Annotated in this window: 13 protein-coding genes and 1 pseudogene; 5 read left to right on the forward strand and 9 right to left on the reverse strand. The window is 66.3% G+C overall.

Annotated features, from left to right (window positions below; all coding sequences use genetic code 11):
- Positions 1-33: 33 nt before the first annotated feature.
- A complete protein-coding gene (locus OOK38_RS33050) occupies positions 34-2,019 on the reverse strand; it encodes an AfsR/SARP family transcriptional regulator (RefSeq protein ID WP_266849676.1) in 1,986 nt (661 codons plus the stop codon).
- Between the two features lie 153 nt (positions 2,020-2,172).
- Here OOK38_RS33050 and OOK38_RS33055 point away from each other — a divergent pair, with 153 nt between their 5' ends.
- On the forward strand, positions 2,173-3,051 hold the full coding sequence (locus OOK38_RS33055; protein WP_266849677.1) for an alpha/beta fold hydrolase: 879 nt from the start codon (positions 2,173-2,175) through the stop codon (positions 3,049-3,051).
- Between the two features lie 586 nt (positions 3,052-3,637).
- Here the strand turns inward: OOK38_RS33055 and OOK38_RS33060 are convergent.
- The 3 genes from OOK38_RS33060 to OOK38_RS33070 all read right to left on the reverse strand — a co-directional run bounded on the left by OOK38_RS33060 (position 3,638) and on the right by OOK38_RS33070 (position 7,231).
- Positions 3,638-4,528, reverse strand: a complete 891-nt coding sequence (locus OOK38_RS33060; RefSeq protein ID WP_266849678.1) for a hypothetical protein — start codon at positions 4,526-4,528, stop codon at positions 3,638-3,640.
- A gap of 778 nt (positions 4,529-5,306) precedes the next feature.
- The gene (locus OOK38_RS33065; RefSeq protein WP_266849679.1) at positions 5,307-5,711 is read right to left on the reverse strand and encodes a DUF6009 family protein; all 405 of its coding nucleotides are present in this window, start codon (positions 5,709-5,711) and stop codon (positions 5,307-5,309) included.
- A complete protein-coding gene (locus OOK38_RS33070) occupies positions 5,708-7,231 on the reverse strand; it encodes a phage/plasmid primase, P4 family (RefSeq protein WP_266849680.1) in 1,524 nt (507 codons plus the stop codon). Before OOK38_RS33070 ends, OOK38_RS33065 begins: the two co-directional genes overlap by 4 nt.
- A gap of 358 nt (positions 7,232-7,589) precedes the next feature.
- Between OOK38_RS33070 and OOK38_RS33075 the strand changes: the two genes are divergently transcribed.
- Entirely contained in the window at positions 7,590-7,787 is a 198-nt protein-coding gene (locus OOK38_RS33075) for a hypothetical protein (protein ID WP_266849681.1), read from the forward strand.
- A gap of 277 nt (positions 7,788-8,064) precedes the next feature.
- Here OOK38_RS33075 and OOK38_RS33080 read toward each other — a convergent pair whose 3' ends face one another.
- Positions 8,065-8,268, reverse strand: coding sequence for a transposase (locus OOK38_RS33080; RefSeq protein WP_266849682.1), 204 nt, complete (start codon positions 8,266-8,268; stop codon positions 8,065-8,067).
- A 573-nt stretch (positions 8,269-8,841) separates the two neighbouring features.
- On the opposite strand from OOK38_RS33080, the gene OOK38_RS33085 reads away from it, so the two are divergent.
- Both OOK38_RS33085 and OOK38_RS33090 read left to right on the forward strand, forming a co-directional pair.
- A complete protein-coding gene (locus OOK38_RS33085; RefSeq protein ID WP_266849683.1) occupies positions 8,842-9,588 on the forward strand; it encodes a NucA/NucB deoxyribonuclease domain-containing protein in 747 nt (248 codons plus the stop codon).
- A 29-nt stretch (positions 9,589-9,617) separates the two neighbouring features.
- Complete coding sequence (locus OOK38_RS33090; protein ID WP_266849684.1) at positions 9,618-10,121, forward strand: hypothetical protein; 504 nt, start codon at positions 9,618-9,620, stop codon at positions 10,119-10,121.
- Between the two features lie 188 nt (positions 10,122-10,309).
- Here the strand turns inward: OOK38_RS33090 and OOK38_RS33095 are convergent, their stop codons facing one another.
- The 4 genes from OOK38_RS33095 to OOK38_RS33110 all read right to left on the reverse strand — a co-directional run bounded on the left by OOK38_RS33095 (position 10,310) and on the right by OOK38_RS33110 (position 12,739).
- Positions 10,310-10,870 carry a transposase gene (locus OOK38_RS33095; protein WP_266765205.1) on the reverse strand — a complete coding sequence of 187 codons (561 nt, stop codon included), beginning with the start codon at positions 10,868-10,870 and terminating at the stop codon, positions 10,310-10,312.
- A complete protein-coding gene (locus OOK38_RS33100; protein WP_266849685.1) occupies positions 10,867-11,406 on the reverse strand; it encodes a winged helix-turn-helix domain-containing protein in 540 nt (179 codons plus the stop codon). Before OOK38_RS33100 ends, OOK38_RS33095 begins: the two co-directional genes overlap by 4 nt.
- Before the next feature lie 707 nt (positions 11,407-12,113).
- Complete coding sequence (locus OOK38_RS33105; RefSeq protein ID WP_266849686.1) at positions 12,114-12,485, reverse strand: fic family toxin-antitoxin system, toxin component; 372 nt, start codon at positions 12,483-12,485, stop codon at positions 12,114-12,116.
- On the reverse strand, positions 12,482-12,739 hold the full coding sequence (locus tag OOK38_RS33110) for a hypothetical protein (protein ID WP_266849687.1): 258 nt from the start codon (positions 12,737-12,739) through the stop codon (positions 12,482-12,484). Before OOK38_RS33110 ends, OOK38_RS33105 begins: the two co-directional genes overlap by 4 nt.
- A gap of 160 nt (positions 12,740-12,899) precedes the next feature.
- Here OOK38_RS33110 and OOK38_RS33115 point away from each other — a divergent pair.
- Positions 12,900-13,775 (forward strand): annotated as a pseudogene (locus OOK38_RS33115) (IS5 family transposase).
- Positions 13,776-13,843 lie beyond the last annotated feature (68 nt).

Genomic DNA, 13,843 nt, shown 5'->3' on the forward strand with positions numbered 1-13,843 from the left:
CGCGGGCTGCGCGCCGCAGCCCGCGGGAACGGGCTAATTCTGACCGCGTGCCGCCCTGAGCTCCTCCAAGTAGCCCGACACCGGTCCCATAGAGATCAGGCCGCTGCCCGCCCCCGCCAACTCTGACGCAGCAGGCTCAAGTTGCGTGGAAGCCCGCTCCATCACACTTTGCTCGCCCACCGCGATCGCCGCCTTCGCGATCAGGCACCACAGCGCCTCAAACAGCAGGTCCCTGGGCGGAGAGGAAATCCCCTGCAACGCTGCCCGGGCCTCGTCATCCCGCCCTTCCATCACCAGGAGCAAGGGCCGCACCCAGGGCTCGTACGGGCCCCACTCCTCCTCCCCCACCGGCATCGTCACACCGTGCCGCACATACACGCTGAGCAGAGCCATCGGCAGCAGACCAGACTGAAGCCCTGGCATTCCAGCGCCCTCAAGATGCACTGCAGCGTCCTGATAGGCAGAACGGGCCTCGGCCAGCGGGGCAACAAGGGCAGTCCGCAGCGCCCGGTACCAGGAAGTGAAAACGGAAACGAGCGGAAGCTCGTGCCGCAGCGCGAGCGCATCCGCCGCCTGCGCATGCCGGTCGGCTCCCGAGAAATCCGCCAAAGCACACCGCGCCTGCAGCCGGATGAGATGCCCCAGCACCTCATACGTCGTGAGATCGTTCTTCGCGGCCAGTGCGACGATTTCTGTGCCGATGGCATCACGTCGTCCGGCAAGCCCCGCACGGTGAAACGTCTGCATGAACAAGCCGTTCAATGCAAAGACCAGCAGCGAGTCATCACCGAGACGGCGAGCAAGGTGCTCAGACTGCCGTGCCGCCTGAAACGCCCGCGCGCCCGCCCCCGACGTCGCGTCCTCCCTCGCAAGCGTGCCGCGCGATTCCACAGCAATGGTGGCCAGCAGACGCGCGCGCGCCGCTTCATGCTCCTCCACCGGAAGCATCTGCAGGGTCCGCTCCGCAGCTCCCACCAGCCACCGCGCCTGTTCAGGATCATCAGAACGAGTCCAGATGGCGGGTACGTCAAAAACACCGATGACCCGCGCAGTCAGTTCCGGATCGCCCAACTGCTCAGCCGCCGCAACAGCCGCGACCCGGTGCCGGCGCGCCGCCTCCAGCCCGCCACCACCGGTCACCGCGAGCCCCCGCATCAGCCCTGCCGTCGACTCCAGACGCGTGCGGGCACGGGAGGGAACCGTGCTCTCGTACGCCGCCGCAGCCTCGGCCCACACCTGAGCAGCCGTCCCCCCAGGGCCCGGGTCAAGATAATCAGCCTGCTGAAGAATGTCAGCTTCCAGACGGCGCAACCGGGGTCCAGGATCGACGCCCAGGTGCTCATTCAGCATCCGCCGCGCCCTCCGGACAACAGACAGCGCATCGCTCTGGCGCCCCGACCGGTACAGCGCCAGCACCAGCAGCTGCCACGCATCCTCCCGCCAGGGGTGTTCAGCTATGTGCGCATCCAGCTCCGGAATCGCCTCAGCAGGTGCACCCAGTGCAATCTGGGCTTCCGCACGCCGCTCGACGGCATTGAGCCGCAACTCCGTAAGCCGCGACCGCTCGCCGCGTGCCCACGGCTCGTCCGCGAAATCCGCAAACGCTGGGCCACGCCACGAACCGAGCGCGGCGGTCAGCCGGTCCACGACCTGTGCGGGCTGCAGATCGGCCACGGATTCCACGGCATGCTCGAACTTCCATGCATCCACGTCGTCCTGCGCAGGACGGAGCGCGTAGCCGGGTCCCTCGGTGACCAGCAGCCGGGCCGGCGTCCGCGGCGGCCGGTCAGGCTCCAAAGCCCGCCGCAGCCCGGCTACGAAGGTCCGGATCGAGCTCACTGCCTCGACCGGCGGCACAACCCACAGATCCTCCACGAGTCTCGACACAGGGACCACCCGCCGACGCGCGATGATCAGGCGTGCGAGTACCGCGCGATGCCTCGGCCCCTTGAGTGACAGGGCATTTCCTGCATCGTCCCAGGCCGTCACCGGGCCGAGGACCCCAAAATCCACGTGCACGTCGGTCGTCCGTTCTTGCGTCCCGCTCTCCCGCTCAACGTAGCGCGTTCATTGGCTGCTCATTCACGCCCCGCAGGCTGGAACACATCGGGAACCCGGCGCCCTCACCGGCACGGACCCGGAAACGGTCACCCAAAGGAAATGAGCAGACCCATGGGATCCACCATCCCCGGATTCGACTACCAGCGCATCACCGTCGCCGACGGCGTCTCCATCAATGTTGCCGTGGGAGGCTCCGGCGCCCCCATCGTTCTGCTGCACGGGTTCCCCGAGACGCACTTCCAGTGGCGTCACGTCGCCGCCGACCTGGCCGCCGACTACACCGTCATCTGCCCCGACCTGCGTGGCTACGGTGACAGCGACAAGCCGGCCGAGGAAGGCCCGGACACCTATTCCAAGCGGACCATGGCCAACGACATCGTCACGGTCGCGAAGGCACTGGGACACGACCGCTTCGCGCTGGCCGGCCACGACCGCGGCGCCCTGGTGGCCTTCCGGGCCGGTCTCGATCACCCGGAAGTCATCACCCACCTGGCCTGCCTCGACGTTCTGCCCACCCTCGACATGTGGGAAGTGCTGCATGGCACCAACGCCGCTGTCGGCTTCCACCTCTACCTGATGGCACAGCCGCCCGGGCTGCCCGAGCAGATGATCGCCGCCAGCTCCGACGCCTTCTTCGGCTACTTCCTCGACATCTGGGCCAACAACCCCGAGGCCATCCCGGCTGACGTCCGCGCCATCTACCTCGATGCGTGCCGCAACGCAGTGCCTTCGATCGTCGCCGACTACCGCGCCTCTGCCGGCATCGACGTGGAGCACGACAAGATTGATCGCGCCGCAGGCACCAAGCTGGCCATGCCCGTTTCCGTCCTCCAGCAGGACTGGGGCGCCGCGCTCGGATTCGAAGCTTCCGCCCTGTGGAGCACGTGGGCCGCAGATCTCCGCCACTCCACCGTCTCATGCGGGCACTTCATGGCGGAGGAAGCGCCCGCCGACATAGCCAAGGCGCTGCGTGACCTCCTGGCGCGTTAACACCTGGCGGCGACGAGCCAGCTGAGCCCACGCGCAAACGGGGTACAACGCTGGCACGGCGGCATCACGGCCCGAGCGACAGGCTCAGTCATTGTGCCGATGCCTGGCAGGAGGACTCGGCGGCTAGCGGTCCCCGAACTCCGCTCAGGTGAACCATCAGGACACAACGAACGTAGTCACCCTTCAGCTGCAGCAGGCGCCCCGCGCCCCCGGAGGACGCCTGCTGCAGCCAACTCGCAGACGCCGCACCGCAGGGGTACCCCGCGGTTAATCACACACGCACCTGGTCCTCGGACCAAGCTCCGCTGGGCCTGTCGAGGAGCGCATGCTCCCTCAGGTCACGGCCAACCGGTGAACCGCTTACAGAAGCCCCGTTATGCCGGTGCCTTGCTACTTTTCCAGGACCCGCGAACGGCGCCTGACGGTTGCATCACCGGATGCGTCGAGGGAGGGAACTCCGGTGAATCAGCAGGCTGGAGCAGGGAAGGGGGCGTCGGGTCGAGACCCCGATGCGGCCATGGGAAGCCACAGGGTCAGAGCAGGACGCGTTAGCGACACGTGCTCTGACCCGTTCGCTGCACTTGGGTCAGCCGAAGAACACCGACGAGATCTGGTCGTTGAAGCCGATCGAATTGAGGTCGAGGATGTCGGAAGAGACGATCGCCGAGCGGCCCTTGCAATTGAGCTCGGTCCAGATCTTCACCTCCGAGCCGGAGATGTCCTGGATCGCGGAGGCGACGTCCTCCCTAACATTCACGCAGCCAGAGCCCGAGACACGCCTGGCTGCGTTGTTCTCAGAGGTGTCGTTCGGGTCGCTAAGGAGGGTCAGGGCCCCCGGCTTGCCGGGCTTCTGCGACTGCTCGGGCTGGCCGCCACCACCCGTGTTGCCGCCCTTGAAGGCAGGCTGACCGTCAGGACCAATCGCGAACCACTTGCCGTCGCGGCCCTCGCCCTTGAGGTCGCCGGCCTTGGCATCCTGGTTGAAGCGGTACAGCGGCCAGCCGCCCAGGGTGAGCTGGTAGGTCCCGTCGGCGCGCTTCACAACGCCAACGGCCTTCCGCTGGTTGGGAATCCCGTCGATCATGATCCTCGTCTTGCCCTGCTCATTGAACTTGACCAGAACCGGCGGCCACACCGTCGCGCATGTGCCGGAGCAGGTCGCCTGGGAGGGATTCGCGCTGTCGTTCTCGAAGCGGTAGAGCGCCAGGTTGGAACCGTTGACGATGTTCCCGGCTGGAGCCTTCTTCAGAGCGGTCCAGGTCAGCTGCTGAGAGGAAGCTGCCTTCGTGCCGATGGCCCAGTCACCCGTCCCCTTCCTTGCCTTGTTCGCCTCCGGAGTGCCGGCAGTGAGGTTCAGCTCAGCGCCAGAGGCAGCCGCCTTGCTCGGCTCGACCTCACTGTCAGCACTGCAAGCGGTGAGAGCAACGGAAGCAAGAGCAGCAGCAACAACAACTGAAGCAGCGCGGCGACGGAACATTTTCTTCTCCAGAGATGCAATTGACGATCGGTTACATTCCCGTCAACGGCCGCAGTGCAGAAGCGGTTCGATACTTCAAGCACGAAGCTTGATTGTGTTTCAACGAGGAGCATCTGAGCACCCCAAAGCCCCGGGACGATAAAAGCATTCAGCTTTGAGCAAATGACTTTCGACATCCCGGTTCACGACCTCGCCTGAGGAGAGGCCGACGGGGGAAGGCCGCAGAGCGGAGCTTCAGCTCAACTGGCGGACCGTGGCGCCCTTTGCATGAAGGGTCTAGCCATCACCGCTACGAGTAGCCCGCAGGAAGCCTCAAAGGTCCATCGGAGCAACCCGTCGGGCGCGTTTCCAAAGTTGCCCACAACGAGATGGGCAAGCGGAAATACACCCAGAACAACAACCGGGACGAGCCAGGCGGGCCCGGGCACCCGACCACGGGCGGAGATCAAGACGCCGACAGCGAGCATGACGAAAGCGGCCATCAGCGCGGAGAAATTGATCTGCATTGCCAGCACGTTCCTACGTCATCCGAGCGAGCGCGGGCGATTGATCCCACACGGCCTTCAACGGCCAAGTAGCAAGACTGGTTCACTCTGTTCCCACGACAGGCGCGCGGCACGGCACTCCCGCGTCGCCTGTCGCAGACGAGGCCACCCCGGCGCCTCCCGCTGGCTCCCTTACGGGCTCTCCTGTCCCGCGCATGCGCTCTCTGCACAGAGTCCCCCACTGCTCGCCCGTCCGCCGCTGCCGTGCACCCTCTCTCCCTGCCCCCGCCCTGTCAGGCTTGGGGCAGAGTGATGCCCAACTCGCGCATCGCGTGGGAAGGCGGACCACCCTCAGAACGCTCCGTCTTGTACCCCTTGATCCCGGGTGCCACGGTCCGCGGATCCACGGCTTCGGAGGGCGCACCGGAGTGATACAAGCCGTCGGGCATGCCGTCGCGATCGTGTGGCAGGAGCCAGAACACGCGGCGCAGAAAGGTGCCGGAGGTTCTGGAGGAACGAGCGTGGGGCTGCAGAACGGCATAGCCGACCATGCGACCGTCCCGGTGATAGGCGGGCCGTCCGGCCCTGGTCGGCAGCCTGTCGAGGCTTTGGCGTACGTAGTCCAGGTCTCCAATGCTCTCCAGCCAGACCAGACACTCCTCCCCGGCCAGCTGCGCAGGATCGATCAGAGCACTCACGTCGCCCCTCCCACTTCAACCACGAGGCCGATACCGGGGTAAAACTTCCGTTGATTGGACAGGACCATCTCTTTCGGTGTCGCAATTCCTACGGTTTCTCGGACACGTGCCGCGAAGGACCGGGAGGAGACGGGCGTCGCCCCCTCGAACTGGCACCATGCGCGATAGGAGTTGTAGAGCTGGGCCTGTTCAGCCCGCATCGAGGGGTCCAGCCGACAGCATTCCGTGAGGAATCGACCGGTGTGGTCCTCGGTTTCGGCGTAGGCGCTGGTGGCGGTCTTGACGCTGCGTGGGCCTGTGAGGTCGCGGCTTCCGTTCAGATAGCCGCGGGCTCCGGTGATCAACCAGTCCAAGATGCCGGGGCCTTCCTCTGTCACTAGGACGTCCGCCAGGTTGTCCACCTTGCGGTCGTCGTCCACCACGCGTTCGAAAGGGATCAGCCGCATCCTGCGCCAGAATGCATACCCTCCAGTATTAACTTCGGGGCGGTGGTTGCCCAGGAGCCAGAGCTTGTGGGTCGGGTTGAAGCTGAAGAAGTCCTGCCGCATGCGGCGGGCTTTGATGCGGTCGCCGCCGGTGAGCAATTTGACCCGGGCTTCGTCGAACCGGTCCCCCGGCTTGAGTTCGGAACACACGACGATCCGGCGCCCGTGGAGTTCGGCCAGGTCAGTGGGGTGCCCTTCAAACGGGCGCGCCATCAAGAAGCCGGGCGGCGCAGCGTCGGCGTAGTCCCCGAGGAGCTTCACCATGACGTCGAGCAGGACGCTCTTACCGTTCTTTCCCTGACCGTAGAGAAACGGCATGATCTGGGCTCCGACGTCGCCTGTGATCGAGTACCCCAGCAACTCCTGCAGGAAGACAATCATCTGCATGCCCTCGGCATCGTCACCGAAGGTGTCGGTGAGGAACCGCTGCCAGCGGGGTGTGGGCGTGGTTTCGGGTGCAACAGTAGTGGCTCGCGAGTGGTAGTGCCGGGCTGGATCAGGTGTTGTTAGGGCCCCCGTGCGCAGGTCCACCACTCCGCCGGGGGTGCACAGCGCATAGGGGTCCGCATCCAGCATCGAGGCGTTGAGGACCATCCCCGGGGCCGCCTTTGCCTGCATCAAGGTCGCCTTGATGCCTGAGGTAGACAGCGCTCGCCGCCGGTGGCGCCGAAGTGCCGAGCTGCTGTGCTGCCCGGTGCGGTCCGTCTCTGCGAGGGACTCAGCCATGTCACCCGCCGCCCATAGCACGGTGTCGTCCTCATCCATCTGCCAGCGGTATCCCGACCAGCGGTACCAGCCGAGCCCGGGCACGTGACGAAAGTCCCGGCCGTGCAAACTCACGAAGAGTTTTGCGTTGCCCCGGTCGGTGAGGCTGTCGGGTATCACGCCGTACTGGGCAGCAGACCCCTCTGCTCCATGGAAGACGGGGATCTGGGCGTACTCGGCTCCTCTATGCGCTGAAGTCAGCAGAATCTGTCGCGCGACTTCCTTCGGATCGAAGCGTCCGCCGCCGTCCTGGTTGCTGCGTGTCAGCATGCCCGACCTCCCCCAGGTGTAGGAGGCAGGGATCGTACGAACGCTCCTCGCGCGGGTGCGAAAGGCCGGCGGTCCGTCTCGGTGACCCGGCGGCTGCTCGGCGCAGCGGTGCTGCCCGCAGTGGCTTGCCTATGCGGCACGCGCCCCCCTTTCAACATCTGAAACGACCTGCATAAGGTGCTGTTCGCAGCTGCTCTTCGCCATCGCCCTGGAGAGCCCTGATCGGCAGGCTTAGGGCCGGCGAGTTACAGCTACTGAAGCGACCGAGGCTCTGACCTGTTTCAACGAGGCACCCTCGGTTCGGGTTCATGCGGTTGATCAAAGTTCTTGCCGGGTCGGCCACTTGAGCTCACGTGGAGTGACGCAACGTACACTTTTAGTTCTCGCGGTTGTCGGCGCGCCCGGCGAGAACGGCTGGTACGGCGCGCTCACCTCGCTGCGCGGCGACGGAGTGCGGATCACCTTCACCCGCGGGGTCGGCTTCAGTGCGGAGACCATCGGGCTCGCCACCGGCGAGGACTGGTACCCCGAGTTCGGCGCGCCGATCAGCGGCTGAGCCCGGACGCTCGGGCAAGGGGGCGCGTTCCGGTGCGCACACCACCGGGACGCGCCCCCTTGCCGTTCCAACGCGGGCCGACACGCGGCGGGTTGCGCGGTGATCACGCCCGCCGCGCGGCCCGACCTGCCAGGATCGCTGGGATGTCCTCACTCCCTCGTCCGTCCGCCTCGGGATCGACCAAGGGCGTGATCCTCTGGTTCGTCCGGCCGGTGGATCCCCCTTTTCACCCTGTCGCAGCAGCGTGCTGGTGGGCGCGGACGATGGTGGAGTCGATCTAGACGAGCCAGTCGATGTCGCCGGCCGCGTCCGCACCGGCCTGGATCTGCTGGAGTGCTTGGGTAAAGACGCCGTTCAGGGCGTAGCGGCGGAAGCGGGTGTAGACCGTCTGCCATGACCCGTAGCGTTCCAGCAGGTCGCGCCACGAGACCCCGCTTCGGATCTTGTAGACCATCCCGTTGACGACCTGCCGGTCCGCCACCCGCGGTCACCCCGTCGCGGCACGAGGGATGAGCGGAGCGAGTAACTCCCACTCCAGATCGGTGAGTTCATGGCGGCGTATCACCCCACCATGATCCACCACCCGATGACCTTTGAAGGCGGACCCTAGCGTCCTGCGCCAGTAGTTGATCGTTGTAATTGTGTGACTTCTGCTGCTGGTGCGTCAGTTCCCCGTCGGGGCCCGAAGCTTGAACCGTTGCTTTTGTCTGATGACGAGCGGACGGTGTTGGAAAGATGAATGCGTCGAGCGACATCGGCCCAGGCTCTGGCCCTGCGAGCACGGATTGTGCTGGCGTGCGCGGGGCCCGAGTTGCCGGCGATCGTCGCGGTCGCCCGGGGGGCACGGCGAGTAACGGCAGTCATGGGGCATACAGGCCGGCGCAAGGTGCCGTGTCCGTCCACGACGAAGATCGTTACAAGAGACATCGCGCGCAGGCATTCCGGCTTCACCCCGCGGATGCGCGTGAGCTGAGGACCCGGCCCGCGCCCGGTCTTGGGCCCTCAGCTTGAGCCCGGCCCCGTACCATATGCGGGGCCGGGCTACTTGCTTCCCTTGGAGCTGCTGCTGACGGGACTGTGGGCGCCGTCGTCAGCGACGCGGGGACGTCTAGCGAATCGCTCCGCTCGCCGCCGCCCGGTCCGAGATTTCGCCGCCCTTCCCGGTCACGGCCGCCGTCCTGCGCAACGCCCCGCGGCTGCGCACCGGGGTTCTGCTGCGACCCACCGCCGGCGCCTGCGGGACCGGGACCTCGACACCACCATCCAGACATCGCCCAAGGGGAAGAAGGGCGACGGGCAGGCGTCGGCGAAGTGGCGGTTCAGCAACCCGGAGTGGGCTGGCCCCAGTAACGAAATCGCCTTGCCGACACCTCCGGTGCGGTGCGACAACGCTCTTCCGGGCACGTCGAAGACGGGGTGTGTGATGCCGTACATCCCGGAGATGGTCTATGCAAGGCACGGCGAGTTCCCGGAGCTCGCCGACCACATCGAGTACGCGCAGACCACCAAGAACCTGCCGGGCAGGCACGGCACCAAGCGTTACCTGACCCGCCTCACCGACAAAGTCAAGATCAAGGAAAACCGGAATACGGCGTGCCCGACGAGCGTGCCACGGCCGGCGGGCAAGCAGTGCGACGAGTATCCCTTCGCGTCGACCTGGCAGGGCGCCAAAACTGGTGGCGACTTCAGCCGACGCCTGATCAACGGGCCGCAGAACGAGGACGGAGGTCGGGCCCTGAGCCGCTTCTACCTGTACAACCGCATCATCGAGAAGGACAAATTCTTGACGTGGATCAAGTAGGCATCCAACGCTTGGCAGAGGACTGCGAGATGACCGACAAGGCTGAATGGGGCAGTGGAAGCGTTCCGGTTCAGTACCACCAGTTCGACATCAGCGACGAGGACGGGCCGACCGGACCCGACCTGGACCGCGGCCACAACGGTCTCGTACGGGTCGCCGACGGCGTCACCATCGTCATGACCGGCATCCACACCGGCGACGTCGATGTCACGGTCACCCTCCATGAAACCGAGCCCGCAGCCGGCAGCGGTGACTGGCAGGACATCGTGGAGATCTCAGCACACTCCACGTCCGGCGAGCTCATGGTCAGAGGAATGATGGATGACCTGGACGAAGAACTCCCCGCCCTGTCGTTCCACGGTCCCGGTGACTACCGGTTGCGCGTTCACGCTCGCGGTCGGGACACTGCCGTCGACCTGGCCCCCGACGAGGTCACCGAGTGGTACCTCATCCAGGCCTGGCCGGCACCTGCTCAAAAGGTGACAGTGCTCCGCCAGACCGATGGCTACGGAGCATCAGTCCGCACCCGCTGAACACCATTGGCAGCTCTGCCCGCCCATCGCCTGTCGACGGGTGATGGGCGGGCAGAGGCCTGCACACGCCCACGCCACCGTGCTCCTGTCCATCGCCGACTGACAGGTGGTCTCGATCCTCACCGCAGGTCAGACGGAGCGCCCCTGAGACGGATGCCGTCAGACAGACAGTGAGGCAGCGGCAGATGTTACTGACCTTTCCGTTGGGTTGTCGGGGTTGGTGTTGGGGCTATCGAGAGACCGGTTCCGGCGAGGCATCCGTCGATGAGATGGGGGCTGCGCTGAATGCGGCGCATGCCGCTGCGGACGGTTCTGACGAGGTGGTCTCGGTCGGTGAAGACGACGTTGGCGGTGGCAGCACGTCGGAGTAACGACCAGATGCCCTCGACCGGGTTGAGGTCGGGTGCATAGGTGGGCAGCTGGACGACGGTGAGCCAGTCGTGCTCGGCTGCGTACTCACGCAGATGGATGCTTCGATGGACATTCAGATTGTCCCAGATGACCACGACGGGTCCGCCGAGCTGAAGGTGCGCCCGCACAAGCAGGTCACGGTAGTCCTGCCAGGTGAAGCCCCGGTGATCACCGCGTTGATGGCCCTGAATTCGAGGACGGTAGATCAGCCGACTACGTTCGCCGGCCTTGAAACAGGCCAGCGCGGCCATCGTGATGCGGCCTCGGGAAGCGCCGTTGAACCGCACCACGGGCACGCCACCCTTGGGCGCCCAAGTGCGTGCCCGGTGCGACGTCATCGAGACGGCAGCTTCGTCCTCGAAGACCAGCCATGCCCCGAGCGCCGCCGCGGTGGCTTTGCCCGTGGCCAGGTCTCCTTCACCCAGGCGGCCACTGCTGCATCGTCACGCTCCGCCGCCCGCCGCACCGGCCGCTGACACGACCAGCCGTGCCGCCGCAACAGCTCCCACACCCCGCGGACCGACAACGACACACCCAACCGGTCCGCAATCAGCACCCCCACCCGCGACAGCGTCCAGCGCTCATCCGCCCAGCCCTGAGCCACCGCTCCTGCCAGCAGCAGCGGCTCCAACAGCGCGAAGTCACGGTCGTCCACCTTCGGACGCTTCGCCGGACCGGATGCCTTCAGTGCCTGGAATCCGCCCTCACGCCAGGAACGGCGCCACCGCTCCACCGACCGCACACTGACCCGAAGATCCTTCGCGATCACCGTGTTCTTCTCACCCCGTGCAAAGCCCTCGGCAGCCAGCATGCGCACCCGTTCACGCCCGGACTGACCTTGCGGAGTGAGACCACCACCCTGCGGATACCTCATGTCCACGAACTACTGCAGGGATCAACCGATGTCACCCCCGACAACCCAACGGAAAGGTCAGTAGGCGGGAGACACCGAATTCGTCGGGGATCTGTTGGACGGTGTCGTCGCCGGAGTTGTACATCTCGCGCGAGCCTGACCTGACAGGGCCAAGTCAGGGTCTCCGGCCATCGTTATCCCGCCACAGCACATCGAGTCCATCGCCTTCCCCGGCGATCCCGCCTACGACCGGCTTCCGAGACTCCCCACCGTGTGATTGACCGCGAGTGGACCAGGCCGCGAGAGCAACCTCCACACCGGCAAGCCGATCACGGAACTGGCGGTGGATTGGCGGCCTGGGCGGACCAGATCGCTGCGAAGGCCGGGGCCCTGGATGCCAAGCGTGCCCACCTCGAGCAACTCGCAGAACAAGCGACCGGCGACGAAAGGGGGAGCCGTCACGGGCCTGGTGAACGTCACCCCAGGCGAGCTACTCCGGGCGCTGGCGGCACTGAGGCAAGAGCACGTCGTCGACCCTAAATGACGCCCTGCTGGCCTCATGGAGAAGGACGTCACCGAACTACTCAGAGCCCTGCTCGCCGGTTCCAGCCCTACGCCAGCACCCCGGGCGTGCCCGAATTCCTCCACGTCGCGGCGGCATGCCGGCGCGCATCGAGTCCGGCGGAGTGACCTGCTCAGGACCACGGCCGCAAGACAGCTCCCTGGGTTCAGGGTTTCCAGGTGCGCAGGAAGGAGGCGATCCGGGCGGCCGTGCAGCGCGGGTTGTTCAGCTCGTGGGCAAGAGCGGTGAGCTGTTCGCGTGTGGGGTTCACCGGAATGTTGCTGGCCTCGAGGTACATGACGGCGACGGCGCAGGCGACGGTGAGGTTGGAGCGCTCCAACCAGCGGCAGCGGCCCAGGTTGTGCACCAGGGCGGCGGCGCGGTTGTAGGCGCCGTCGTAGACGGGTGTGTCGAGGAGTTCGCCGCGATGGCGGGCGACGGCGGCGATGGGCACGCCGTAGTCGTCGGGGGCCGGATCGCGGTGCCCGGCCCGTTCCGCCACTTCGAGGATCCAGGATTCGTCGACGTACAGGATCACGCGGCGGCCCCGGGCTGCGGATCGGCATACGGAGCGTCGAGCTGCTGCTCCAGATCGTCGAGGAACGCACCGTGCTCATCGATGAGCCGCTGGGCGGCCGTCATGCCGGCGGCGCGGGCGCCGGTGGTGTCCTCGACGATGAGCCGCTCCACGTACCTGTTGAAGTCCAGCCGCCGGGCGGCCGCGGCAGCCTTGCCGGCCGCGAGCACGTCCTCTTCCAGCCGGACCTGCGTCTGCCTCTTCGTGGAAGTCATACCCCATGGTAGCAGGGTGGTAGCAAGCGTGGGGCGGAACACCGTCAATGACACGGCCAGCCCTCAGCAGACAAGGCCCCGGGGGGTTGCCCTCGTATGCCAAGGGCCAGGACTAGGGTCTGTTGCGAAAGTGGATCTTGTTCGTTGATGATCACGTCCTGTGGGACGTGGGGATCTGACGAACGGCCAGTGGGCCCGGCTTGAGCCTCTGCTGCCGACGGGCATCAAGCCGGGGCGGCCGCAGGTGTGGACGCGGCGGCAGCTGATAGACGGCATACGGTGGCGGACCCGGACCGGTGCTCCCTGGCGGGACGTGCCCGAACGTTATGGGCCGTGGGACCGGGTCTATGACCTGTTCCGGCGCTGGCAGCGGGACGGCACCTGGGCAAGGATCCTCACCCAGCTCCAGGCCGAGGCGGACGCGAAGGGCCTGATCACCTGGGAGGTCAACGTCGACTCCACTGTCTGCCGGGCTCATCAGCACGCCGCGGGAGCGGCGAAAAAGGGGATCTCCAGAAGGAACCGCCCGGCGGGATCTTCGTCGAGCCGGCCGACCACGGCCTCGGACGCTCCCGCGGTGGACTGACCAGCAAAATCCACCTCGCGGTCGAGCAGGGGCAGAAGCCCTTGTCCGTCGTGATCACGGCCGGGCAGCGGGGCGACTCCCCTAAAGTTCGAAGCGGTCCTGGAAGCCATCCGGGTTCCGAGACTGGGGCTCGGCAGGCCGCGCAAGCGCCCGGACCGGGTGCGGGCCGACAAGGCCTACGACTCCCGCGGCAACCGCTCCTACCTGCGCAGACGCGGCATCAAAGCCACCATTCCGGCTCCGGCGCACCGAGTCCGCAACCGGCTCAGGCGTGGATCGCGTGGCGGGCGCCCGCCGAAGTTCGACAAGGACGACTACAAGCAACGGCACGCGGTCGAGTGCGGGATCAACCGGCTCAAGCGCCACCGGGCCGTCGGCACTCGGTACGACAAACTCGCCGTCCGCTACGAAGCGACAGTGCTGGTCGCAGCCATCAACGAGTGGCTGTGACCAACACTTTCACAACAGGCCCAGGCCCCTGTTGTCGCAGATCAGGTGCCGTATCCCGCCGGTGATCG

Origin of the sequence: Streptomyces sp. NBC_00568, from assembly GCF_026341855.1 — a bacterium.
Taxonomy (GTDB): domain Bacteria; phylum Actinomycetota; class Actinomycetes; order Streptomycetales; family Streptomycetaceae; genus Streptomyces.